The 22,987-nt window shown below is 70.4% G+C and carries 18 protein-coding genes and 1 pseudogene; 8 read left to right on the top strand and 11 right to left on the bottom strand.

The genetic code is table 11. The features are described 5' to 3' along the window. The first annotated feature begins 22 nt into the window (after positions 1 to 22). Entirely contained in the window at positions 23 to 1,360 is a 1,338-nt protein-coding gene (locus O3597_RS07385) for a phytase (RefSeq protein WP_281603608.1), read from the top strand. 266 nt (positions 1,361 to 1,626) lie between these two features. Here the strand turns inward: O3597_RS07385 and O3597_RS07380 are convergent, their stop codons facing one another. Continuing rightward, the gene (locus O3597_RS07380) at positions 1,627 to 2,595 is read right to left on the bottom strand and encodes a glycoside hydrolase family 6 protein (protein WP_281603607.1); all 969 of its coding nucleotides are present in this window, start codon (positions 2,593 to 2,595) and stop codon (positions 1,627 to 1,629) included. Positions 2,596 to 2,869: 274 nt separating this feature from the next. Between O3597_RS07380 and O3597_RS07375 the strand changes: the two genes are divergently transcribed. Together O3597_RS07375 and O3597_RS07370 are read left to right on the top strand one after the other, a co-directional pair. Beyond that, complete coding sequence (locus O3597_RS07375; protein ID WP_166458730.1) at positions 2,870 to 3,883, top strand: LacI family DNA-binding transcriptional regulator; 1,014 nt, start codon at positions 2,870 to 2,872, stop codon at positions 3,881 to 3,883. Positions 3,884 to 4,129: 246 nt separating this feature from the next. Beyond that, positions 4,130 to 5,590 (top strand): SDR family oxidoreductase, encoded by a 1,461-nt coding sequence (locus tag O3597_RS07370; protein ID WP_281603606.1) that lies wholly within the window; start codon positions 4,130 to 4,132, stop codon positions 5,588 to 5,590. A gap of 205 nt (positions 5,591 to 5,795) precedes the next feature. Here the strand turns inward: O3597_RS07370 and O3597_RS07365 are convergent, their stop codons facing one another. The 10 genes from O3597_RS07365 to O3597_RS07320 form a co-directional block, all read right to left on the bottom strand. Further along, entirely contained in the window at positions 5,796 to 6,440 is a 645-nt protein-coding gene (locus O3597_RS07365) for an alpha/beta hydrolase (RefSeq protein ID WP_164448019.1), read from the bottom strand. Between the two features lie 288 nt (positions 6,441 to 6,728). Further along, positions 6,729 to 9,725, bottom strand: a complete 2,997-nt coding sequence (locus O3597_RS07360) for an AAA family ATPase (RefSeq protein ID WP_281603605.1) — start codon at positions 9,723 to 9,725, stop codon at positions 6,729 to 6,731. A gap of 56 nt (positions 9,726 to 9,781) precedes the next feature. Beyond that, positions 9,782 to 10,150: a 4'-phosphopantetheinyl transferase superfamily protein gene (locus tag O3597_RS07355; RefSeq protein WP_164448022.1), complete on the bottom strand. Its 369-nt coding sequence runs from the start codon at positions 10,148 to 10,150 to the stop codon at positions 9,782 to 9,784. Further along, positions 10,134 to 11,366 (bottom strand): acyl-CoA dehydrogenase family protein, encoded by a 1,233-nt coding sequence (locus O3597_RS07350; protein ID WP_164448023.1) that lies wholly within the window; start codon positions 11,364 to 11,366, stop codon positions 10,134 to 10,136. Before O3597_RS07350 ends, O3597_RS07355 begins: the two co-directional genes overlap by 17 nt. Then, positions 11,359 to 11,961, bottom strand: coding sequence for a hypothetical protein (locus tag O3597_RS07345; RefSeq protein ID WP_281603604.1), 603 nt, complete (start codon positions 11,959 to 11,961; stop codon positions 11,359 to 11,361). Before O3597_RS07345 ends, O3597_RS07350 begins: the two co-directional genes overlap by 8 nt. Beyond that, positions 11,958 to 12,806, bottom strand: coding sequence for a hypothetical protein (locus tag O3597_RS07340; protein ID WP_164448025.1), 849 nt, complete (start codon positions 12,804 to 12,806; stop codon positions 11,958 to 11,960). The genes O3597_RS07345 and O3597_RS07340 overlap by 4 nt, the downstream gene beginning before the upstream one ends. Positions 12,807 to 12,843: 37 nt before the next feature. Further along, positions 12,844 to 13,101 carry a phosphopantetheine-binding protein gene (locus O3597_RS07335; protein ID WP_281603603.1) on the bottom strand — a complete coding sequence of 86 codons (258 nt, stop codon included), beginning with the start codon at positions 13,099 to 13,101 and terminating at the stop codon, positions 12,844 to 12,846. Between the two features lie 91 nt (positions 13,102 to 13,192). Next, positions 13,193 to 14,581, bottom strand: a complete 1,389-nt coding sequence (locus O3597_RS07330; RefSeq protein WP_281603602.1) for an alanine racemase — start codon at positions 14,579 to 14,581, stop codon at positions 13,193 to 13,195. Further along, positions 14,574 to 15,965, bottom strand: coding sequence for an ATP-grasp domain-containing protein (locus O3597_RS07325; protein WP_281603601.1), 1,392 nt, complete (start codon positions 15,963 to 15,965; stop codon positions 14,574 to 14,576). The genes O3597_RS07330 and O3597_RS07325 overlap by 8 nt, the downstream gene beginning before the upstream one ends. Positions 15,966 to 15,976: 11 nt before the next feature. Next, positions 15,977 to 16,936, bottom strand: coding sequence for a 3-oxoacyl-[acyl-carrier-protein] synthase III C-terminal domain-containing protein (locus tag O3597_RS07320; RefSeq protein ID WP_281603600.1), 960 nt, complete (start codon positions 16,934 to 16,936; stop codon positions 15,977 to 15,979). A gap of 328 nt (positions 16,937 to 17,264) precedes the next feature. On the opposite strand from O3597_RS07320, the gene O3597_RS07315 reads away from it, so the two are divergent. The 5 genes and pseudogenes from O3597_RS07315 to O3597_RS07295 all read left to right on the top strand — a co-directional run. After that, positions 17,265 to 19,037, top strand: a complete 1,773-nt coding sequence (locus O3597_RS07315) for a condensation domain-containing protein (RefSeq protein ID WP_281603599.1) — start codon at positions 17,265 to 17,267, stop codon at positions 19,035 to 19,037. After that, positions 19,034 to 20,773: a condensation domain-containing protein gene (locus O3597_RS07310; protein ID WP_281603598.1), complete on the top strand. Its 1,740-nt coding sequence runs from the start codon at positions 19,034 to 19,036 to the stop codon at positions 20,771 to 20,773. Before O3597_RS07315 ends, O3597_RS07310 begins: the two co-directional genes overlap by 4 nt. Positions 20,774 to 20,775: 2 nt before the next feature. Next, entirely contained in the window at positions 20,776 to 21,783 is a 1,008-nt protein-coding gene (locus O3597_RS07305) for an ATP-binding cassette domain-containing protein (RefSeq protein ID WP_281604498.1), read from the top strand. After that, positions 21,767 to 22,528 (top strand): ABC transporter permease, encoded by a 762-nt coding sequence (locus O3597_RS07300; RefSeq protein WP_164448031.1) that lies wholly within the window; start codon positions 21,767 to 21,769, stop codon positions 22,526 to 22,528. Before O3597_RS07305 ends, O3597_RS07300 begins: the two co-directional genes overlap by 17 nt. Positions 22,529 to 22,602: 74 nt before the next feature. Beyond that, positions 22,603 to 22,865 (top strand): annotated as a pseudogene (locus tag O3597_RS07295) (transposase); the annotation flags it as partial. Between the last annotated feature and the right edge of the window lie 122 nt (positions 22,866 to 22,987).

The following is a 22,987-nucleotide window of genomic DNA, read 5'->3' as shown; positions in this document are numbered from 1 at the left end:
CTCCGTACCGAAGAGTCGGTGCATGACGCACACCTTGGGCGCCGTCGCGACGGTGGCCGCCGTCGCCGCTGCGCTGCTCGCCCCGGTGCAGGTGAACGCCGCCGCCATCGCCCGGCCGGCGGTCGTGACCACCGACAACGAAACCCCGGTGCTGTACGACGACAGGGCCGGCGGGAACGCCTCCGGTGACGATCCGGCGATCTGGGTCCACCCGGCGGACTCCCGCAAGTCCGTGGTGATCGTGACGGCCAAGGAGGGTGGCCTCCGCGTCTACGACATGGGCTCCCGCCAGGTCCAGTCGCTGCCGGCCACCGAGGCGCCGCGCGGCGACGCGGTCGCAGGTCGTTACAACAACGTCGACATCGCCTACGGCCTGCGCCTGGCCGGTCGCCGGGTCGACGTAGCCGTCGTCTCCGACCGCTACAACGACCAACTCCGGTTCTTCGTCATCGACCCGGCCGGCGCGTCGGCACGTACCCCCCTGACCGAGGTCACCGCGGCGGACCAGACCTTCCTGTTCAACCCCGACCGGCAGGCGGTCGAGCAGGAGCAGACCGCCTACGGCCTCGCCGTCTGGCAGCCGCGCCCGGGCGAGACGTACGGCGTCGTCACCCAGGAGGGCACGACCACCATCGCCACCGTCCGCATCGTGGACATCGACGGCAAGCTCGGCTACACCGACATCCGGCACCTCGCCATGCCGAGCCACTTCCGGCTGCCCGACGGCACGACCTGGGTGCCCTGCGAAGAACCGGGCGTGCTGCCACAGCTCGAAGGCGTCGCGGTGGACCAGGCATCGGGCGTGCTCTACGCCGCGCAGGAGGACGTCGGCCTGTGGCGTCTGCACCTACCGCTCGGACCGCGGAGCCGGCCCACGCTCATCGACCGGGTCACCGACTTCGGCATCCACGACGTCTACGACACCGAGACCGAGGAATGCGAGCCGGTCGACCCGAACGCCAAGGGCTACGGCGGCAACCTGCTCACCGCGGATGCCGAGGGTGTCGACATCTACTACGGGCGGGGCTCCACCGGGTACGTGCTCGTGTCGAGCCAGGGTGACGACACCTTCGCTGTCTACCAGCGCCACGGCACGAACCGGGCGGTCGGAAGCTTCCGGGTCGCCGGCGTCGGTGGTGTCGACGACATCAACGGCTCCGACGGCCTGGCCGTGACCAACCGCCCCGTCGGCATGTACCGGCAGGGTCTGCTCGTCACTCACGACGAACCCGACACCGGACCCGACGTGGACCGGCAACGCGACGCCACCAACTTCTCGTACATCTCCTTCGGCGACATCGCCCGCACCATGAAGCTGACCGTGGACACCCGCCCCGGCAACGACCCCCGCCTGCGCTGACTCACCCCGACCGCCGGGATACCAGTCCGGCTGCTCCGGCAAGCGGCACCAACGTCGATCCGGGTTGGATACCGCCCGGACGACGCTCGTGGTCGTCGCCGGCCGCGGCGGCGCCTCGTCCTTGCCGACCTTGCGCAACGCTTCGCGCGGGTAGGGCGTGCGCGGCGCCTCTCTGGGCCCAATGACTGGACACAGAGAGGCGCCGTTGGTGTGGCAGGCCACGCAGGCACCGGCCGCGGGGGACGTCAAGCTCTCCGTGCGCTGCGCTAGTAACCGTAGATCATCTTGTAGGCCACCTCGGGCAGGAACTGCCCGGCGCTGGATCCGCCGCCGACTCCGCAGTTGCCGTCGGACTCCCCCGGCGTCTTGAGCCACAGCAGCATTTCCGCGCCGCCGCCCATCCGACTGGGTGTGCCGATCCGGCGGCCGCCGGGGTTGCACCATTGACCGTTGGAGCCGTTGCCGTTGCGACTGGTGTCGATCACGTACGGCTTGCTGTATCCGAATCTCTGCAGCGCGGAAGCGACCTGATTGCCGTAGTTGGTGTTCTCGCCGGTGGTGAAGTAGTTCGAGACGTTCAGCGCGAAGCCGCGTGCGTTGCCCACGCCGGCCATGTTGAGCCGCTGCGCCATCGTCTGGGCGTCGACCCAGCGGGGATTGCCGGCGTCGATGTAGGCCCAGGTGTTGGGCGCCTTGGACCGGAATTGGCCGACGGCGCGGGAGAGCATGCCCACTCGGTCATTGATCTGCGCCTGGCTCATGCAGTTGAAGTCGCCCAGGGAGTCCGGTTCGAGGACCACTACGGCAGGACGGCTGCCGATGGCGGAGGCGAAGGAGGCGATCCATGAGTCGTACGCGGCGACGCTGCCGGCGCCGCCACCGGAGTGGCCGCCGCACGCGTCCCGGCCGGGGAGGTTGTAGGCCACCAGCAGCGGAAGCTTGTCTACAGCGTCTGCGGCTCCCACATAGCCCCTGACCGCGCTCCCGATGTCGCCGCTCCAGTTGCCGAACCATCTGGCCATCGGCTTCTGCGCGATCTCGGTGCGGATGGCGGCGGCGCGTCCGTCGCCCGGGTTTGCGGCCGCCCACCTCGCGGGGCTCGAGTTGGGGTCGACGTAGAAGCCGCTGGTCTGGCTGATCGGGTCCGCGTGCGCAGCTGGTGCCCCGAGCAGGATCGCGGGAACCGCCAACGCCAGAGCGGCGGCAAGTCCCCAGGGGCGGGTAAAGCGTTTCATGGATAGCTCTCCTCTGGGTAAAACTGGAAGCGCTTCCAGCGATGTTCATCCATGCATTTCCGTCCGATGGTCGGTAAGTTTCAGGCAGATGTCAAGAGAGACCATCCTCATGACAAGATCAAGATCAGACATTTCTGGGACCGCTTCCAGCCTGACGACGACAGTGAGCCATCTCGACGCCGTCGATGCCGACCGATACGATCGATCAGCGGTAACGGCACCGGCCGGCGTTAGCGGCTGCCCCGACGTCGGACAGGAAGGACTCGGCATCCCGATGGCAGCGCAGCGGCCCCGGCGGCAACCGACCCTCGACGAGGTGGCCGAACGCGCCGGCGTATCACGCTCCGCCGCGTCCCGTGTGATCAACAAGGCACCGCATGTCAGCCGCGCCACGCGCGACGCCGTGGAGCGCGCCATCAAGGAGATGGGCTATCTACCCAACCGCACCGCCCGTGCGTTGGCCACCCAGCAGACGGGGATCGTCGCGCTCGCGGTCTCCCATGACGATCCCGAGCTGTTCGCCGACCCGTTCTTTGCCCAGGTCATCGTCGGCGTGTCCGCAGCGCTCGAGGAGACCGATCTTCACCTGCTGCTGTGCCTGGCCAGTTCCGGCCGGGGCCGGTCCCGGCTGACCAACCTGCTGCACACGCGCGGCGTCGACGGCATCATGCTGATGGCCCTGCACGGCGACGATCCGCTGACTCACATCGTGCGTCGGGCCGGCCTGCCCGCGGTGTACGGCGGGCGGCCACTGAATTTCGAGCCACAGTTCTACGTCGACTCCGACAACCTCGGCGGCGCGCGGCTCGCCACCGAACACCTCATCGGCCTCGGCCGAACCCGGATCGTCAGCATCACCGGCCCCATGTCCACCGACGTCGGCCGTGCTCGTTACCGCGGCTACCGCGAGGCGATGATCATGGCTGGGCTGACCCCGTACGCGACGGCAGAAGGCGACTTCACCGAGACCGGCGGTGCCGCAGCGATGAAAACACTGCTGGACAGCCACCCCGACCTCGACGCCATCTTCGCCGCCAGCGACGACACGGCGGCGGGCGCCCTACGCGTCCTCATCGACGCCGGCCGGTCCGTGCCAGCCGACGTGGCAGTGGTGGGCTTCGACGACCTCGGCACAGCCGAACGAACCGATCCGCCGTTGACCACCGTTCACCAGTCGGTCCAAGCCCTGGGCAAAGGAATGACCCGCATGCTCGTCGAACTCATCGCGGGACACGAACCCTCGTCCGTCATCCTGCCCACGAAGTTGGTGCTACGCGACTCGGCATGAGGGCGACGCCGTCCGGCTGACACTGCGCATCGACACTGGTACACGTGCTGGCCGGTCACCCACTATCCGCCACAAACGGACCGGACCTGAACACATAGACCTGGTCGAGGTGTGACCTCTACGGTCTTCGGGCTGGTGAACAGGCGCGGGATGCGTCGGAGGCCGCGCGGTGCGTACAGTTCCGGGTCGGACTTGGGGTGGGCCGGACGTATTCCGGCGCAGGGAACGGGACGAGACAGCGACACCATGACGGCGGACAAAACTACGGAAACCGGTCAAGACCGCATTGACCCGGCCCGGCTGGAGACCTGTCTCAGCGTCTTCGAGGCGTTGGAGGACCTGCCTCCTGATCACCCAGACGTGGTGCGGGTGCAGCGGGCCACCGCGAAGCTCTACAAAATGATCAAGCAGCGGCGACGCGAGGAACGGCGGGATGCCATCGCGGCGGCCGACCGCGCAGTCACGGCGGCCACCGCCACCGGCGCCCCCGGCCGGATCGACGACGAGACCCAGGGCAACCCGCTCGCCTCCCCCACCGTAGGTCCCACGGCCGGCGTCCTGCACAAACCGCGCGGCTGCTACATCTGCAAGCAGCGCTACCGCGATGTGGACGCCTTCTACCATCAGCTCTGCCCGCCCTGCGCCGCGCTGAACCGGGAGCGCCGCAACGCCCGCACCGACCTGACCGGCCGACGTGCGCTGCTCACCGGCGGCCGAGCGAAGATCGGCATGTACATCGCGCTGCGGCTGCTGCGCGACGGGGCGCACACCACGGTGACCACCCGATTTCCCCACGACGCGGTCCGCCGATTCGCCGCGATGCCCGACAGCGGGCAGTGGCTCCACCGCCTGCGGATCGTCGGGATCGACCTGCGCGACCCCGCCCAGGTCATCGCCCTCGCGGACTCGGTCAGCGGCCAGGGACCACTCGACATCCTGATCAACAACGCGGCGCAGACCGTCCGCCGCACGCCTGCGGCGTACGCGCAACTCGTCGCCGCGGAGGCGGCGGCCCTGCCGGACGGCCCGCTGCCGGAGATGATCACATTCGCCAAATCGGCCGGCCGGGGCGACCCGGCGGGCAGCCTGACAGCCCCACTGAACTCGCCCACCATCACCCCGCACGCGCTCACCGCGCTGGCGCTGACCAGCGGCTCCGCCTCACCGCAACGGATCGCGACAGCCAGCGCCATCGACGCCGGCGGTCTGGTGCCGGACCTCGACCCGGTCAACAGCTGGGTGCAGCGGGTGCACGAGGTGAACCCGGTCGAGTTGCTCGAAGTGCAGCTGTGCAACGTGACCGCGCCGTTCGTACTGATCAGCCGACTACGACCGGCGATGGCCGCAGCGACCGCCCGCCGCAAGTACGTGGTGAACGTGTCGGCGATGGAGGGCCAGTTCGCCCGCGGCTACAAGGGACCAGGGCACCCACACACCAACATGGCCAAGGCCGCCCTGAACATGCTGACCCGCACCAGCGCCCAGGAGATGCTGTCCGACGGCATCCTCATGACCAGCGTCGACACCGGCTGGATCACCGACGAGCGGCCACACCCGACGAAGATGCGGCTGGCGGACGCCGGCTTCCACGCCCCGCTGGACCTCGTCGACGGCGCGGCCCGGGTCTACGACCCGATCATCCGCGGCGAACAGGGCGAAGACCTGTACGGCTGCTTCCTCAAGGACTACACACCCTGCGCCTGGTGATCGATGCCCCCTGCCGAAAACCTCATCCACGCAGGGACCGGAAGCACTGGCCGCAAGGACCCGACGACACCGATGGTCAAGCCATGAAGTTCGTGTCGGAGGCCCGACATCGACCAGACAATCAATGATTGTCGTCAACGGTGAGCTGCATCTGGTGGCCCGCTGATGACAGCACCAGCTGCGGCCGGCACCGGGCGTAGCGCCTTCAGCGCGGCAGGTACGCGGTCAGCTGGTCGGCGAGTTGCTTCGGATGGCTGAGCGCCACCGCGTGACCACCGTCGATCTCATCCGGTACGGCATCGAGGCGGTCGGCCGCGACGCGGCGCTGGAAGTCGGGTGGGAAGAACCGGTCTTCACGGGCGATGAGCACCCTCGTCGGCACGTCCGGCCACGCATCCAGGGGCCACGGCTCGCTCCATTCTGCGCTGACCTGGTCGCGGCCGTGCGCCGAAGCCTCCGCGACAATCTCGGCCGGCACGCCGTTGTAGAACTGTTCCTCCTCACTGAGCCCCTCTGCGCTGCGGTGACCGGTGTTGCCCCACCAGTCGTCGGGGCTCTCACCCGGCTTCGGGATCATGGGAGTGAGCAGGACAATGAGCCGCACAGGCAGCTTGTCAGCGACCAGCGGTGCCGTGAACGCACCATACGAGTGTCCGACGACCACGAGGTTGCTGCGATCGCCGACGGCATTGACGACCGTGTCACAGAACTCGGCGAAGCCTGCCGCCCTATCCTCGATCGGCAACTCCGGCACCACCACGTCGTGGCCCCGTCCGGCCAGCTCAGGGGCGAGCAGATGCCAGTCCCAGGAACTGCCGCCACCGCCGTGGATCAGAACGAAAGTCGCCATGCGCCAAAGCCTCGCACCGGGGTACGACAGTCAGTAGCGCCGCCCGATACGCCACAGCCGGCCAACCACCGGCGACCTGCCAGCAGAATCACGCACCGGGCTGGAAGCATCGTCCCGCGACGACCGGATCTCCGAGTGTGGTGGCCGGCGGCCGGGCGTTCGACTCGGTCAGCTCACGAAGCCAGAGGATCCCGAGGCGGACGTCCGCCCGCCACCAATGGCTCCGAGCCCTGGAAACACGGCCTGGAACCTCAGCCAGGTCCACCGTTCGAGTGTTCCGGGAGCGCGTCAGGAGGACTGTGCCGACGCGAGCCCGCCGAGGTGGAAATGGCGCACCAGGGCGGCCCGGTTGGTGACGCCCATCTTGGCGTACACGTGGGACAGGTGCATCTCCACGGTCTTCTGGGTGACGAACAGGCGGGCCGCCACCTGCCGGTTGGTCAGCCCTTCGCTGACCAAGGCCGCCACCTGGGTCTCCCGCCGAGTCAGGGTCGGCGAGCCGCCTTGGCGGCGGGCCCGCCGGGCGCCGCCCGAGCGGCCCGCCAGCAGCCGCCGTCGCTCGGTGTTCACCTGGCGGGTGAAGAGACCGGCGCCGCAGCGGTCGAAGATCTCCTCGGCCAGCCGCAGCGTCGCGACGGCCCGGTCCGGGTCGCCGTCGGCCACCAGCGCTCTCGCGGCCACGATGTGGGCCTGCGCGGCGTCCAGCGGCATCCGGACCCGCGTGAGCGTCTCTGCGGCGGCGGCAGCCGCCTCGGCGGCGGCGGCGGGGTTCCGCAGCGCCAGCACCCGGGCCCTCGCGGACGCGGCCAGCGCACTGCGGCCCGGCCGGCCGAGTCGCTCGGCCACCTGGTACGCGCGCTGCGCCCACTCCGCCGCTGCGTCCGGATCCCCCTCGGCCAGGGTGGCCCGGGTCAACAGTTCGTACCAGCCGACCTGCGCCCAGGGTTCGAGTTCGGGCAGTCCGGCGGTCGCGGCCACGGCCACGCACCCGGCGGCATCCCCCAACGCGAGCAGCGTCTCGGCGTTCGCGCTCAGCGCCAGCCTGCCCGGCCAGCCGGAGGCGGGCAGGTCCGGGGTGTACGGAACCACGGCCGGCTCGACCTCTTCGGTTCCGCTCCAGACGGTCAGCAGTCGACCCATCGCCTCGGCCGCGACGTGCAGTTCCCGGAACTGTGTGCCGGACGCCAGTCGTAGCACCTCGGCGCAGTCTGCGGACGCCTCCGCCAGCCGCCCGGCGCACCGGTGGGCCAGGCTCCGGGTGCACAACAGGTGCAGCAGGGAGAAGTAGCTCCGGGCTCCGGGCGCGACATCGATGGCCCGGCTGAGGTGATGCACCGCGGCGTCGGAGCGGTCCAGCAGGATCTCGCTCCAGCCGACCCACAGGGCGCTCTCCGGCTCGTCACCGAGTTCGGCGTCCAGCGTGGTGTTGAGCTGCAACGCGGCCTGGTTGGTCTCGCCGCCGGCGGCGCGGTTGCCCCGCAGATGGCTCGCCGCCGCGAGCAGACCCAACGCGTGCGCCCGTACCGCCCCCGGGATGGTCGTGGCCCGGCGGGCGGCGCCCAACGCGGCTGCCGCCCACCGGCGTGCCTGCCCGGCCCGGCCGCTGGTCAGTTCCACCGCACCGAGCGCGAGTGCCAGCGCCGCCCAGTCCACCGGCTGGGCCTCGTCGGGTCGCGTCAGACCGGTGCGTAGCAGCGCCGCCGCTGCCCCGTGCCGGCCGAGCTGGCGTTCGACCCGGGCGCAGAGCAGGGTCGCCGTGGTGCGGTACGCGGACGGGCGCTTGTCGAGCAGCCGCAGGGCGTCGTGCAGTACCGCTCGGGCGGCTCTCGGGTGGCCGGCTGCGGCCAGCGCCTGGCCGAGTCGCACCGTGAGCATCACGCGGGACTCGCCAGGGTTCGCGCTGCTCGGCGAGAGCCGGATCGCGGCACCCAGCCACCGGACGGCGGTGTGCGGGGCCCGGTCGAGCACGGCGGTGGCCGCCTCGCTGAGTACCTCGACGGCGACCATGTCGCCCGGCACCGCCAACCGCAGCAGGTGCGGTGCCTGGGCGGCGGCGCTGCTCCGGCGGCGACGCAGCTCCGCCAGCGCGCGGGCGTGCGCGGTCAACCGCCAGCCGGCGTCGGTGGTGAGGTACGCCGCGTGTTGGACCACGGGATGTCGGAAGGCGAAGCACCCGCTGCCGGTCACCGGGCGCAGCAGGTCGGCGGCGACGAGTTCGTCGATGGCGGCCGGCACCTGTTCGGTGGCGATCCCGGCTACCTCGGCCAGCAGGCCGGTGTCGACCGGTTCGGGCCCGAGCACCGCTGCGGCCGAGGCCACCAGGTGGGCCGCGCGGGACAGCAGTTCGAGTTCGGCGGCCAACGCGGCCTCCACCTCAGCCGGGAGCGCTCCCAGCTCCACGTGTTCACTCGCCGGGCCATGAGGCAGCGCGCCGGCCAGCAACGCCGACAGGTACTGCGGGTTGCCCTCCGACAGTTCGTGTAACACGGCGCGCTGACCAGCCGACAGCGGTAACTCGGTCAACTCGTCGAGGTGCGCCCGCTCCAGCGGCGTCACCTCGATGCGGGTCACCTGTGCGGCGGTGTCCAACGCCAGCCGCAGCCTGGCCGGCGACTGGCGGCGGCGATGTGCGATGACCAGCAGCAACGGCGTACGCAGGGGCGCGTCGAGCAGGTGGCAGACCAGATCGACGGTGGCCCGGTCGCCGTTGTGCAGGTCGTCGATCGCGATCAGCAGCGGCCGTTCGGCGGCCAGCGTCTCCAGCAACAGCCGTACGGCGCGCAACTGCCGGGCGCCCGCCGGCACCCCGGCCGGCGCCAGTGAACGGGCGCCCGGCAGGCGCAGCGACGGAAAGGTGTCGTTGAGCAGTTGCGCGTGATCGGAGCGGAGTTCCGCCAACCGGGCCTGGGAGACCTGGGGCAGGTACGGGTCCAGCGCGTCGACGATCGCCGCCATCGGCACGTCCGAACCGGGTACCGGTGCCCGGCCGGCGAGCACGTGTACTCCGTCTTCTCGCGCCACTGCGGCCACCTGGTCCAACAGCCGGCTCTTGCCGATCCCCGGCTCCCCCGTCACCTCGACGATTCGTCCCGTGCCGTCGAGTAGGGCGGCCACGGCCGCGGCCAGCGCCGCGCTCTCCCGCTCCCGGCCCACCAACGGCCGGCGGTGCTCGTCGGCCACCGCCGGCGGGCCGGGCGGCAGGGACGACAACGCCCAGCCTGCCGGTCGGGACAGCTCCGAGCTCCGCTGGTGCCGATGGCCGGAACGAATCGAGGACCGGGTCAATGTGTGCTCCTCAGGGACGGTGCGGCGGGATTCCGGTGCTGGTCGACGAACGGGCGTCACCATCCGGCGGCGACCACGGCGACCAGGTCCCGCTTGTGGGTGACGGAGACGGTCACGTGGGTGATCGAGGCCGACCGCGCTGCCTGAGCGGCACTGCCCCGCAACGTGACGTTGGGCGACCCGCCGGGCTGACGCGGCAACGCGATGTCCCGGGGGGCGACCCCCTCGAACAGGCCCGTGCCCAGAACCTTGAGCACGGCTTCCTTCGCGGCGAACCGCCCCACCAGGTACTCCCGACGTCGGCTGTCACCCAGCGCCTCGGCCTGGGCCAGTTCCTCGGCTGCGAAGAAGTACCGCAGGAACCAGCCCCGGCGCAGGAGACGGTCCAGTTCGTCCAGGGCGACAAGATCAATGCCGAGCCGCACCGTCGACCGCCCGCTCCGTTACCGGCTGCGGGGCGGCCCGGTCCCGCAGCAGTCGTTGGAAGACCGACATGGCGTGCAGGTTCGTCGTTCCCTCCATCAGTTCGAACGCCCGCACGTCGCGGTAGGTCTTCTCGACCCAGGGATGCTCGATCAGGCAGGCCGGACCCAGCAGCTCGGCCACGAGCCGGGTGGCGTCCTCGGCGACCCGCGCCGCCCGCGCCTTGACCGCACCGATGCCGGCCACGTCGACGACACCGGCGTCGATGTCGCTGGCCACCGCGTACGTCCGGTGCCGGACCGCGGCGATGCGGTCCAGGATGCTGTCGAGTCGGTGCCGGTCGCGCCTGGGCAACGTCGGGCGGTGCGTGACCAGGTAGTCGCAGGCGGCCTGCGCGCAGCCGATCGCCATCGCCGCGATGCCCGGGCGGAACCGGTAGAGGATGTAGGTGGCACCGTAGAGCCCTCGGCGGCTGGGTGACCGTTGTGCCCCGAGCACGTCCTCGTCGGCCACCGTGACGTCCTGGAAGCGCAACCGGCTGATCCGCGCGCCGCGCAGGCCGACGGTGGGCAGCAGTTCGCCGCTGAACCCCGGCGCGCTGGTGTCCAGCAGCACTGCCTCGATGCCCCACGGCCCGGGTGCTCGCCGGCAGAAGACCACACCGAGTTGAGCGCGTGCACCGTTGCCGATGTAGCACTTCACCCCGTTGAGCAGCCAGCCGCCGCCCGGCGCCGGGGTCAGCGTCGTCTCCAGTTCCGTCGCGGCCGAGCCCTTGCCCGGCTCGGTCAGGGCGAAGAACGTGTGGGTGGGGCTGGACGCCAGCCGACCGAAGTACCGCTTCCGCTGCTGCTCGTCGGCCAGCGCCTGGACGGCCCCGCCGGACAGCGACGGCCCCGGGCTGGCCAGGAGCACGTTGGGATCGCCGTAGGACACCTGCTCGGTGGCGACCACCTGACCGAGGACGGTGCTGCTCACCTCCACCAGCCGCGCCGGGAACTCTCCCACCGACCGGTACTCCGGCGGCAGCATCCCCTGGACGGGAAAGCGCACCTCGGGCTCGTGCAGGAACTCGGTGATGACGTCCGGATCCTGGTCCAGCCGCATTCCGATCGCGCGTAACCGGCCGGCCGCCGCCGCGCAGTAGTCGGCCAGCTCCCGGGTCCGTTCATCGAGCAGGTCCGTCCCGGCGGACGCGGCGGCCTCGCGAAGCTCATTCATCGGCGTCCTCCGTGTCGGCATGCAGGTAGACGTTGCCGACCACCTCGGCGAGGTGCAGATCGCCGGCGGGTCCGTCGGCGAGGAAACCGCTGGCGCCGAGCAACCGCAGCAGGTCCCGGCCGATGTCGACCAGCCGCAGGTGACAGCGCCACCGGGCGTCCCGGTCGGCGTGCCGACGCGCCTCGGGAACGGCCGTGTCCTCGGCCAGCCGCAGCGCGATGTCGGCCAGTTGCCCGGCCACGAGTTGCTTGGCCAGCAGCGTGGTGTTCCCGGAGGTGCGTCCTTCCAGGTGACGCAACGTGTGGGTGAGGGTGGTGTCGAGCAGTTCGCGGTGCGCCGCCAACAGGGCCACCGCGAAGCGGTCGGCGGTCGGCCCTTCGCCGAAGGCGGACTCGGGGGTGGCCTCGGCGACGGCGAGGCCGAAGCGGGTCAGCGGCCCGGCCGGCGCGTCGGGCAGCGCTACCGTGGAGGCGAGAACATGGCCGGTGGGTGACGCCACCAGCCGGCCGGGTGCCACCCGACCGTGCAGCGCGTCCAAGACGAGGGGGTAGGGCGTCCCCGCCGCCTGCGGCGACGCGGGGGGTGCGGGTTTCATGGTCGGGCCTCCCTGCGCTCGGGCGCGCCGGCGTTGGACAGTACGGCGAGTTGGCTGCGTCCGGTCCGCGGATCGGTGTCACAGAGGACGAGGTTGGCGTAGCGGGTGGCCCATTCCTCGTGGTGTCGGGCCAGGTCCAGCCAGACGCTGGTGCAGTAGCCGCCGGGCTGGCAGCGGTGCACCGGCAGATCGACGCCGCTGAGCTGATCGTCCGCTGGCCACGGGCCGGCGACCAGCAGCGTCGGCCCCGGCGGCAGCGCCGTGCGGTGACCGGCCAGCAGGTCACCCAGCGGTACGTCCGCGCCGGCCACCCGGCTCGCGGTGAAGCGAAAACCGGATCGGGAGTCGGTGTCGAAGTAGAGCAGGACGCCGCTGTCCAGCAGGGGGGTGTCGTGCACCAGCGGATCCCGGTACGGCAGCGTGGTCTGTTCGCAGACGAACAGGGCCAGGCTGGCCTTCTTGCCGGACCGGGTGTACGCCTCGGCGACGCGCAACGCGGTGAACGGCGCCTGCAGGCCCTGCTCGGAGACGGCGAAGCTGTGGCTGCGCCCGCCGAACAGGGCGTTGAGCCGCGTGGTGACGGTCTTGAGGGGATATCGGTCGGGCAGGCCGTAGGCCAGGATCAACAGGTCCGGCGGCCCGAACGGACTCGGGCGCCGGTCCATCAGTTCCTCGGCCAGTTCGCGGAACCCGATGTTCCGGGACTGCTTCATCAGGTCCTCGTCGACCTCGATGCCGTACGGCGCGAGCAGATCCCGGTGGTAGGCCAGCAGAGCCTCGTCGGGTTCGTAGGGAAGGCCGTCGGGGCGTACGAGCGCTGCCGCGCCGCGCAGGGTCAGGGACATGACCACGTCCTCGGTGATGGGGCGGTGGGCGCGACGGTCAGGAACTCACCTTCCGCGCACGCTCCAGGAAGTCCGTCAGGGTGCCCACCGTGCGGAAATCGTCCATGTCCAGGTTCTCGGGATCCACCTCGATGCCGATGTTGTCCTCCAGCGCCATGAGCAGTTCGAGAATGGCGGTGGAGTCCAGGTGCATGTCCTCGAAGAGCCGGGTTCCCTCGGCGAGCGGACCGAAGTCGCGCATCAGCACCTCGGCCAGCGCGGCCCGGATGTTCTCGACGATCTCGTGGCGTTCCATGTTTCTTCCTCTCGGGATACCCGGTCCGCGGGACCGGGTGACGCGGGACTGCTGGGGTCGGCGGCGGTCACCCGACGGCGGTGGGACGGGCTCAGGTCGCTGCCCGTCCGACGGGCACCGGTGCGGACGACGGCTGCGGCGGGGCAGCGGCTGACGGCGGGCCCGGCGGCGACGCGCTCGCGAGCGGTGCGGCCGGCACGACGAGGTGCTGCGGCCGGAGCAGGTCCTCGACGGTGTCCGCGCGGCGGACCAGGTGCGCCACGCCGTCGAGGACGAGCACCTCCGACGGGTGACCGTGGCTGAGAAAGAGCACCGGAGACGCGCTCGGCCCGTAGGCGCCGGAGCGCTCGACACCGATCAGGTCGCCCGGGCGGACCTCGGGCAGCGGCACCTTCTTGCCGATGACGTCGTTGGGGGTGCAGAGCGGACCGGTGACGGTGTAGTCGCGGGTCGGCGGGTCGGCGGGACGGCTCAGCGACCGGATGGGGAAGTTCCGCTTGACGAAGCTGCCGATGCCGACCGCCGCCATGTGGTGGTTGGTGCCGCCGTCGGCGACGACGAACCACTCGCCGCGCGACTCCTTGACGTAGCGTGCCCGGAGCACGTAGGTCCCCGCCCAGCCGACCAGATAGCGGCCCAGTTCGGTGATGACCCGGGTGTCGGGGTGTTCGTCGCGGAATCGCGCCACGGCGCCGTTGACGCCCTCGGCCACCGCCTCGATGTCGAGGGGAGACTCGTTGTCGAAGTAGGGGACGCCGAAACCGCCACCGACGTTGACGACGTCCAGCGGCAGGTCCAGCGCGGTGGCAAGCTCCGCCGCCGCGGTGAGCACACTGCGGGTGTTGTGCGCGATGTCAGCGGCGTCGAGGATGCGGGTACCCATGTAGGCGTGCAGACCGATCACCCGTACGTGGCGCAGCGCGCGCAGGGTCGAGCCGGCCGCGGCGACACGTTCCTGGTCGATGCCGAACTGCCGGGGCTTGCCTCCCATCGCCAGCCGGGAGCCCTTGGTGGCGAACGACGGGTTGACCCGCAACATGACCCGCACCGGCTCGCCGGGGGTGTCGGGCAGCGCCGACGCCATCGCGTCGACGGTGCTGACCTCCTCGAGCGACTCGCACACGATCGCCCCGATACGCTGCTCGATGCAGGCGGCCAACTCCGCCACCGACTTGCCGGGGCCGAGGAAGATGATGTCCCGCGCCGGCACCCCGGCCCGGCGGGCGGTCACCAGTTCGGCCAGGGACGACACCTCGGCGCCGGCGCCCAGGGAGTGCAGCAACGCACAAACGCTGATGTTGGGGTTGGCCTTCAGCGAGTAGTAGATCTCGACCGACGGGTCGAGCAGATCCCGCAGCTGTCGGTACGTCTCGCGGATGACCTCACCGTCGTAGAGGTACAGCGGCGTGCCGTACCGCTCGGCCAGTTCGGCGACGGGCAGGCCCTGGACGGTGTGGCCTTCGACGGCCGCTTCAGGCATGGCTCTCCTCCGCAACGGACAAGGTGGTGACGGCGGCCTGGACCGCGCGGTCAAGGTCATCGAGCCGGTCCCGGTCAGCGGCGACCAGCAGGGCGTACAGCCGGCCGTCGAACGGCTCCGGTGGGCCACCGGCGCCGACGGGCAGCAGCGCGTTGGCGGTGACGGTGGCGAAGCAGGTGACCAGCACCCGCTCGGTGTCCGGCGCGGTGGCCACCGTGGCCAGTGCCCGACGTACGGCGTCGAACTCCAGGGACGCGGCGAGCCGCAGGGGGTAGTGCCGGGCCAGCGCGACGGTCCCGGGCGGCTGGCACAGCTCGGTGACCCCGCCCTGGTACGTCGACATGTTCAGCCGGGCATTGATCTCCAGCACCGGGTAGACCGTCTCGTCGGCGCCGACGATCGCGTCGACACCCACCACGCCGTGGTAGCCGTCGGCGTACAGCCGGTCCGCGACCGCACCGGCGGCGTACTCGATCTGCCGGTACTGCCCGTCACTCAGCTCTGCCGGCATGAGATGGCCCTGGTGCACACCCTGCGCGGTCAGCGCCTGCTTGACGAAGTCGAGTTCGGCCCGCCCGTCGCGGGCGATGGTGATCTGGTAGTTGAGGTCGCACCGCTTGGGCAGCCATTCCTCGACCACCACGTGGATCCGGTCGTCGCCGGTGCGCGCGGCCCGACGGTCCACCATGCGCAGCAACTGCGCCGCCCGCCCGGGGTTTTCCAGCACCAGCAGTCCCTTGCCAGAGACGCCGTAGGCGTCCTTGACGACGAGTGGTTCGCCCGACTCCAGCCGGAGCCGGTGGTGGGTCAGCACCTCGGCCAGTTCCTGCCGGGTCTCGCAGCAGACTCCGGGTACAGGTCGCAGGCCGGCCGCCCCGGCCAGCCGCCGACCGTAGATCTTGCTGTTGACCCGCTCGACCACCGCAGCGGCCGGCGTGGCCAGTGTGAGGCCGCTGCGCCAGGCCAGCTCCTCCTCGTCGGAGGTGGTACCCATCGGCAGCAGGTGGGCACCGGCCGCACCGAGCTGGCGCAGCCGATCGAGCAGGACCGGTGAGTCCAGCGCGTTCGCGGTGGTGGATCGCTCGGGCCGGCAGTTCTCGGGCACCAGCATGGTGGGCAACGCCAGGCCCTGCCGCGCCAGGTAGTCCCGGTAGTCCGGGTCGAGTGGGCGGCTGAGCAGAATCGCGTCGCCGGCGCCGGCGAGCAGCACGCCCAGCTCCTCCAACGCGGCGACCACCGGGCGGGTGGCACCCGATGGTACGGGCAGTCCCACGTGGTTGCGGGCCCATTGGGCCTCGGCCTCGAAGTTGCACAGCAGCACCAGCGGCGTGTCGGCCGCACCCGTCAGGGCGCGCTTCAGCTTGCGTAGGTATCCGGTGGACATGCTCGGCTCCCTCAGCACTCGACGACCATGGCGGAATAGGTGGCGCCCAGGCCGACGGCGGTCACCAGGTAACGGCCTCCCGTGACCAGCGCGCCACGGCCGGCGAGCGTCGCGAGGTTGAGGAAGGGGTCCGCGCAGGAGCAGTGCGAGTACTCGCCGACGTTGTCCAGGAAGACCCGGTCCCGGTCCAGCCCCAGGGTGGCGCAGATGGTGATCCAGGAGGAGACGTTGACGTTGTGCGGGATGACCATGGTGATGTCGTCCAGGTCCAGCGCGGCGTCGTCCAGCGCCTCCCGGATCACCTCGGCCAGGTGGGTGTGGTACGTGCTGCCGAAGCGGTGCAGGGCCTCCCCGGCGAGTTGGTACCCGTCGAAGAACTCGCCCACCGTGCGGGAGGCGTACGACAGCACCCGGGTGCCCGCACCGCCAAGTCCGATCAGGCAGGCGGAGGACGCCTCGCCGATGATCGAGGTGTTCCAGAGCACCTGGATCGCCCTGGTGAACGGCTGTTCGCCGGTGAGCACCAGCGCGAGGGCGGCGGGATCCCCGTCGGCGCGCAACAGCTCGCCGGCGATCTCGACGGCGAGCAGGCCGCTGGCGCAGGCGTGTTGGGTCACCGCGAACGCCTCGGCGTTGGTGAGGCCGAGGCGCTCACGCAGCGTGTCGGCCGCGACCAGGGTGGTCGGGGTGAGGTCCTGCGCGGTGTGCGCGAAGATCAGGTAACGGATGCGGTCGCGCTCCTCGACGGTGGACAGCAGGGCCTGGGCCGGCGGGCAGACCAGGTCGAAGAGCCCGAGGTCGGGGTCGATGCGCAACCGGTCCAGCCCGCGGATGCGGCGGAACAGCCGGGTCTGGTAGCGGTTCAGGCCCAGCCCTGCCGCGATCTCCTCCACGGTGACCGAGCGTTCCGGTGCGTACGCCTCCATCTGGCGCAGCACGACATCGGACCGGGTCGGTGCCAGCGTGGTCATGGGGCAATCCTCCGGTCATTTATTGATCGTCAGACGCCACTACGTTAGGAGCCGGTCACAGGGCGGGCAATGGGGTAATCCCCAGTATCCCGAGGACCAAGAAGACCGGATAAAGAGACGTTGCAGATTGTAATCCAGAGCAGACAATTCACTCGCTTTGCCGACCATTCATCGCCAAACCCCTGGCAATTCGTACCGAACAGGACGTACGGACCACGTTCGCGCCCCAGGCCTGGCCAACAATGGGGTTTTCCCGACTACCTACGACGGAGCCGCGCGGGCGAGGGTGGGCGACAGTCACGCCGATCGCCGACGAACGGGAGACCCGATGTCCAGTCCCACGCTGGCCGACCGGATGAAGATCGCATTCGAGGGTCTCCGGGCTGGCGAAGGAGCCCTCACCTGCGGCCAGACCAACACCTGGCAGTGGATGCGAACAGACGTGTCCAATCCGATGGCCACTTTGCAGTGGAAGCTGCCACTGCCGGCCGACACCCCCGTCGCGGACGTGGTGGAGGCCTTCGCCATCCTGCTCGCCCGGCACGAGTCGCTGCGCACCACCTTTCACGAGCACGACGGGGAGATGCGTCAACGTGTCCTGCGTAGTGGGGTCCTCGCGGCCGAAATTCACCAGGTAGACGCATCCGCCGACACGGAACTGACCTCCCAGCGGATGATCGACCAGCTCCGTCAGAAACCGTTCGACCTGGTCAATGAATTACCGGTACGCCTGGCGATCGCGCTGGTCGAGGATAAGGCACTAGCAGCGGTTACCGTCTATTCACACATGGCGGTTGACTATGGAAGTATGGCCATTCTTGGTCGGGAGTTCGCCGAGCTGATCGGCACCGTCGGCAACCGGTCCGTCGGGGCCGCTCGGCACCAGCCGCTCGACCAGGCGGCGGAGGAGGCCTCGCCGCGCGGGCGGCGGCGAACCGCGGCGGCTTTGCGGTACTGGACCCAACACCTGCGCCAGATACCCCAGTGCCTGATGGCGTTGCCGCCGGTCGGCGACGGCGACGGCCCGGCCAGCGCCGCCCTGCGCTCCTCGTCCGCCACCGCCGCCCTCGACCGGATCGCCGCCCGGACACAGGCCAGTCCGGCGGCCGCCGTGCTGGCCGCGTTCTCCGCCGTGGTGTCGGTGCGAGTCGGCCAGTCCCGCTGCGTGTTCGCCTCACTGTCGAGCAACCGGTTCACCTCCCGGCTGCGCGACTACGTCGGCACACTGGCCCAGGACGGCCTCGTGGTGGTCGACGTGACCGGACCGACCTTCGATGACCTGGTACGGCGGACCAGCGCGGCCATGCTGCGAGCCAACCGCAGCAGCATCTTCGACGTGACCGAACTGGTCACCCAGGCCGTCCAGATCAACGACGAGCAGGGCATGGACTTCAGCCGCGACTGCGTCTTCAACAACATCAGCGCCCACCTGCCCTCAGGTACCGACGAAACGACCAATGTCCAGTTGCCCCCGTTGGATCCCCCCGATCTGCGCTGGTCGCCCACGGCGGGGGCCGCCGAGCACAGCACTCTCACCTGGATGCCGGCGCCACCCTTTCCCAACCGCCTGGTGCTCCAGCTGATCGCCGCCCAGCCGGCTCTGGTGGTCGGCCTGAGTACCGGTGACACCCGACACGTGCCCCAGCCCGAGATCGCCGGACTGCTGCGAGGGATGGAAGGCGTCCTCGTCGCCGCCGGTGCCGGGCCGCTGCACCTGGCGGACGTGCCTGACCTCACCGGACTGATCCCGGTGCCCCGCGACAGCAACTGGGTGCGGGTGGGGGTCAGCTGGGTGCAGCTCAGTGAGGTTCAAACTCTGCTGCGCGAGGCACTCGGCACCCCGGCGTACGCGACGGCCGAACCAGACGGTGACGGGCACCGGCTGACCGCGCACCTGCTCGCCTCCGACGGCGTCCGGACCCCGCGCCAGGCGCACACGGCGTGCATGGCCCACCTCGGTGGCCGGTACGCCGTGGCCGCCCCGCACCACTACGTCCTGCACGACTCGGCTCCGACCGACCTCACCGACCTGGCGGCCTGGCGTTCCCGGCCAGTGCTGGCCCGCGGTGACGGCCGCGCATCCACGGAGGACCACCGATGACCGCCCCGAGCGAGACCGTCCGTACCATCCGCCTGCGCGTCGACGGCGACCGCGACGCGCAGGGCCCACTGACCCTCGGTCAGGCGAACGCGCTGCAATGGATCTCTGCGCTCACCGACGACCACTTCCTCGGCCTGGTGCAGTGGATTTTCAAGGTGCCGGCGGGGACCACACTCGAGCGCGCCTGCGCCGCCCTGAGCGCGCTGGTCCGCCGGTACGAGTCGCTGCGCACCACCTACCACGACGGGCCGGACGGTCCGGTGCAGCGCGTGGCGCGTACCGTCGACCTGCCGATCGAGATACACCAACGACCGGCCCAGCCGGACGGCACGACGCTGTCCCGGGAGCTGATCGCCCAGCTGCGTGCGCGCCCATTCGACCTCTCCGAAGATCTGCCGCTGCGCCTCGCCGTGGCGGTCGAGGGCGACCTGGTGCACGCGGTGGTCGCCGTCTACTCACACATGGCCGCCGACTACGTGAGCATGACAGTGCTGGGCGAACGCTTCACCGGGCTGCTCACCGGGACCGTGACCGACGGGGACGCACCACCGCACCAGCCGCTGGACCGGGCCGATCGGGAACGTTCACCGAAGGGCCTGCGGCAGGCGGACGCGGCGCTGCGGTACTGGTCCGCAATACTGCGGCGGCGCCCCCGCTGCGTACTGCCCCGACCTACCACAGGTGTCGAGCCCTCGACGACGCCCACGCCGCGCAGCGCGGACCTGCACTCGTCACGGGCAGCCGCCGCGCTGGACCGGATCACCGCCCGCACCGGCGCGAGCCGGGCCATGGCGGTGCTCGCCGCGCTCGCCGCCGTGCTCGCCCTCCGCACCGGCCAGCGGAACGTGGTGCTCTACTCCCCCGCCGCCAACCGGCTCGGCGTGCCGCTGCGCGACTATGTCGGCACCGTGTCCCAGGACGGCCTGATCAGCCTCGACGTCGACCAGCCCGACTACGACTCGCTGGTGCGGCACGCCGGGACCGCGTTGCTGCGGGCCAACCGGAACAGTGTCTTCGACGCCGAGGCGCTGCAGCGCGCGCACGACCGCATCGCGCACGAGCGCGGCATGCCGATGGTCCGTGACGGCGTCTTCAACAACATCTCCGGCAACGCCCCGCCGGATCTGCCGACGGTAGCCACCACGGAGACCTTCATCGACTGGTGGACGCCGACCGGCTTCACCAACCTGCTGCTGTTCCACCTGGTCCGGACCGAGCAGGCGCTGATCCTGGAACTGATCACCGGGGACAACCGGTACCTTCCCGACGCGGAGATGGAGGCGCTGCTGCTCGGCACCGAACGGGTGCTCGCCGTGGCGGCCACCGGCAACGTCGCCCTGGACGACCTCGGCGCCCTCGCCGGCATCGACCCGATCCCCCGCGACGGCGACTGGCACTTCGTCGACCACAGCTGGATCCAGCTCAGCGAGGTCAACCGGGTACTGCAAGCAGCCCTGCCCGGGCCGGCCCGAGCCTTCGTGACCGACGAAGGACCCCAGGGGGCGACCGTCGTCGCCCACCTGGCCGCCATAGCCGAGATCACCGACCCCGCGCGGGCACACCTGGCCTGCCTACGACGGCTCGTCGACTCACCCACGGCGATCACCCCACACCGATACGTCCTGCACCGGGGCGCACCCGCCGATCCGGCTGATCCGCAGGCGTGGCGGGAGCTGACGGTGCTGGCCGAGGGCGACGGCCGGGCCGCGGATGCGGGAAGCGAGGCAGGGACATGAGCATCATCGAAGCGAACGAGTTGACCCGCACATTCCGGTCCGGCCGGCAGAGCGTCGCGGCGGTCCGAGGCGTCAACCTGCGGGTCGAGGCCGGCGAGATCGTCGGCTTCCTCGGACCCAACGGCGCCGGCAAGACCACCACCCTGCGGATGCTGACCACGCTGCTCCGCCCGACCAGTGGCACGGCCCGGATCGCCGGCGCGGACCTGGCCACCGCTCCCCGCGAGGTACGCCGCCGAATCGGGTACGTCGCCCAGTACGGCGGTACCGACCCCAACGCCCTGGTCGACGAGGAACTGTTCCTGCAGGCGCGCCTCTACCGGATCCCGGTCGCACCCGCCCGGCGCCGGGTGGTCGAACTACTCGAACAGCTGGACCTCGGCGGGCTGGGTAAGCGGCCGGTCGGCTCGCTCTCCGGCGGCCAGCGCCGCCGCCTCGACATCGCGCTCGGCCTGGTCCACGATCCGCAGGTCATCTTCCTCGACGAACCCACCGCCGGCCTGGACCCGCACAGCCGCAACAACCTGTGGGAGCACACCCGCCGGCTCCGCGAGGACCACGGCACCACCGTCTTCCTGACCACCCACTACCTCGACGAGGCCGACGCGCTCTGCGACCGGATCCTCGTGATCGACCACGGGCGGATCGTCGCCGAAGACACTCCCGTGAACCTGAAGCGCCAGCTGGCCGCAGACGTGCTGACCATGGAGGTGGTCGGCGATCCGGCCGCTAGCCAACGGCTGCTGGCCGGGCTGCCGGGCGTCCGGCAGGCCGCGGTGACGAGCACGGGCGGTATCCAGGTCACCCTGGCCGACGCCGAACAGGGGATCACCGACGTGATCACCGCCCTGTCCGGCGCGGGCATCGGCGTCCGTGCCCTGCAACTGGCGCGGGCCAGTCTGGACGACGTCTTCCTCAGCCTCACCGGCCGCGAACTGCGCGACGACCCGCAAGACCAACAGTCCCCCATCCCGACCACCGAGGGGGCGGACCATGTCCCTGCTCGTTGACATCCTGCTGGTTTTTCAGCGCCACCTACGCATCTCCCTGCGCAACCCGCTGTGGATCGTCATCGGGATCTCCCAGCCGGTGGCCTTCCTGGTGCTCTACGGCCCGCTGATGACGAGCACCCTGTCGATCACCGGCGTCGCACCGGAGCGCGCCTGGCAGACCTACGTGCCGGGGGTGCTCGTGCAACTCTGTCTCTTCGGCTCCGCCTTCGTCGGGTTCGGAGTGATCGCCGAGTGGCGCGGAGGGGTGATCGAGCGGCTGCGGGTCACTCCGGTGAGCCGGGTGGCGTTGCTGCTCGGCCGGGTGCTGCGTGACGTCGCGCTGCTGGTGGTGCAGGCGGTGCTGCTGGTCGTGGTGGCGTTGCCGCTGGGCCTGCGCGCGTCGGTGCCGGGTGTGCTGGTGGCACTCGGCGTGGTCACGCTTCTCTCGCTCGGCCTGGCGAGTCTGTCCTGCGCTCTCGCGCTGACCGTCAAGAGCGAGGACACGTTGGGCCCCACCCTCAATACCGGCCTGATGCCGCTGCTGCTGCTGTCCGGGGTGCTGCTACCGATGTCCTTCGCTCCGCGCTGGCTGGACCTGGTCTCCCGGCTCACCCCTTTCCGGTACATCGTGGATGGCATGCGCAGCGCGTTCCAGGGTGAGGTGTTCAGCGCGACCGTACTGTCGACAGTCCTGGTCGCCCTGTCGATCAGCGTGCTGTCGGTGCTGCTCGGCGTACGTACCTACCTGCGGCAGAGCGCCTGACCGATGGGCGACAGCTCGTCTGTTCGACTGGCGCGACGCCGAGATCACCGACGCTGACCGGCGATGGGTTGCCGTTCGCCGCGCTTCTGACCCGCGCAATCGGCTACAACGACCGTCTCGCCTCGTGGATCGCCGAGGCCAAGGCGACCGACCTGCCCCACCTGCACACTGTCATTCGCGGTCTCGGCCTGGACCGCGCCGCTGTCGACGCCGCCCTGACCCACCCTCCCACATCGGCGGCGCCAAAGGCGTTAACACCAGAACCAAACTGATCAAGCGACAAATGTACGGACGCGCCGACTTCACCCTCCTACGACAGCGCATCCTGCTCGGCTAACCAGCACCCTCCGTCGCCACCGAATATGAGACAGTGCCGTTTTTTGTAAAGTCCCTCCCAGGGCCATTGCGTGTTCGACGGGCAGCCGCTTGAGCTGGGTGGTCGGGGCGACCGGCCTCTAT

It is taken from the genome of Verrucosispora sp. WMMA2044 (genome assembly GCF_027497155.1).
In the GTDB taxonomy this organism is placed as follows: domain Bacteria; phylum Actinomycetota; class Actinomycetes; order Mycobacteriales; family Micromonosporaceae; genus Micromonospora; species Micromonospora palythoicola.
This window is presented reverse-complemented; position numbering and strand designations above follow the sequence as displayed.

Coding starts and splice junctions, on each gene's coding strand:
- O3597_RS07365 (WP_164448019.1), bottom strand. CDS start 6,440: ATGGCGACTTTCGTTCTGATCCACGGCGGTGGCGGCAGTTCCTGGGAC.
- O3597_RS07340 (WP_164448025.1), bottom strand. CDS start 12,806: ATGTCCCTGACCCTGCGCGGCGCGGCAGCGCTCGTACGCCCCGACGGC.
- O3597_RS07370 (WP_281603606.1), top strand. CDS start 4,130: ATGACGGCGGACAAAACTACGGAAACCGGTCAAGACCGCATTGACCCG.
- O3597_RS07300 (WP_164448031.1), top strand. CDS start 21,767: ATGTCCCTGCTCGTTGACATCCTGCTGGTTTTTCAGCGCCACCTACGC.
- O3597_RS07345 (WP_281603604.1), bottom strand. CDS start 11,961: ATGAAACCCGCACCCCCCGCGTCGCCGCAGGCGGCGGGGACGCCCTAC.
- O3597_RS07310 (WP_281603598.1), top strand. CDS start 19,034: ATGACCGCCCCGAGCGAGACCGTCCGTACCATCCGCCTGCGCGTCGAC.
- O3597_RS07350 (WP_164448023.1), bottom strand. CDS start 11,366: ATGAATGAGCTTCGCGAGGCCGCCGCGTCCGCCGGGACGGACCTGCTC.
- O3597_RS07380 (WP_281603607.1), bottom strand. CDS start 2,595: ATGAAACGCTTTACCCGCCCCTGGGGACTTGCCGCCGCTCTGGCGTTG.
- O3597_RS07385 (WP_281603608.1), top strand. CDS start 23: ATGACGCACACCTTGGGCGCCGTCGCGACGGTGGCCGCCGTCGCCGCT.
- O3597_RS07315 (WP_281603599.1), top strand. CDS start 17,265: ATGTCCAGTCCCACGCTGGCCGACCGGATGAAGATCGCATTCGAGGGT.
- O3597_RS07330 (WP_281603602.1), bottom strand. CDS start 14,581: ATGCCTGAAGCGGCCGTCGAAGGCCACACCGTCCAGGGCCTGCCCGTC.
- O3597_RS07335 (WP_281603603.1), bottom strand. CDS start 13,101: ATGGAACGCCACGAGATCGTCGAGAACATCCGGGCCGCGCTGGCCGAG.
- O3597_RS07325 (WP_281603601.1), bottom strand. CDS start 15,965: ATGTCCACCGGATACCTACGCAAGCTGAAGCGCGCCCTGACGGGTGCG.
- O3597_RS07320 (WP_281603600.1), bottom strand. CDS start 16,936: ATGACCACGCTGGCACCGACCCGGTCCGATGTCGTGCTGCGCCAGATG.
- O3597_RS07375 (WP_166458730.1), top strand. CDS start 2,870: ATGGCAGCGCAGCGGCCCCGGCGGCAACCGACCCTCGACGAGGTGGCC.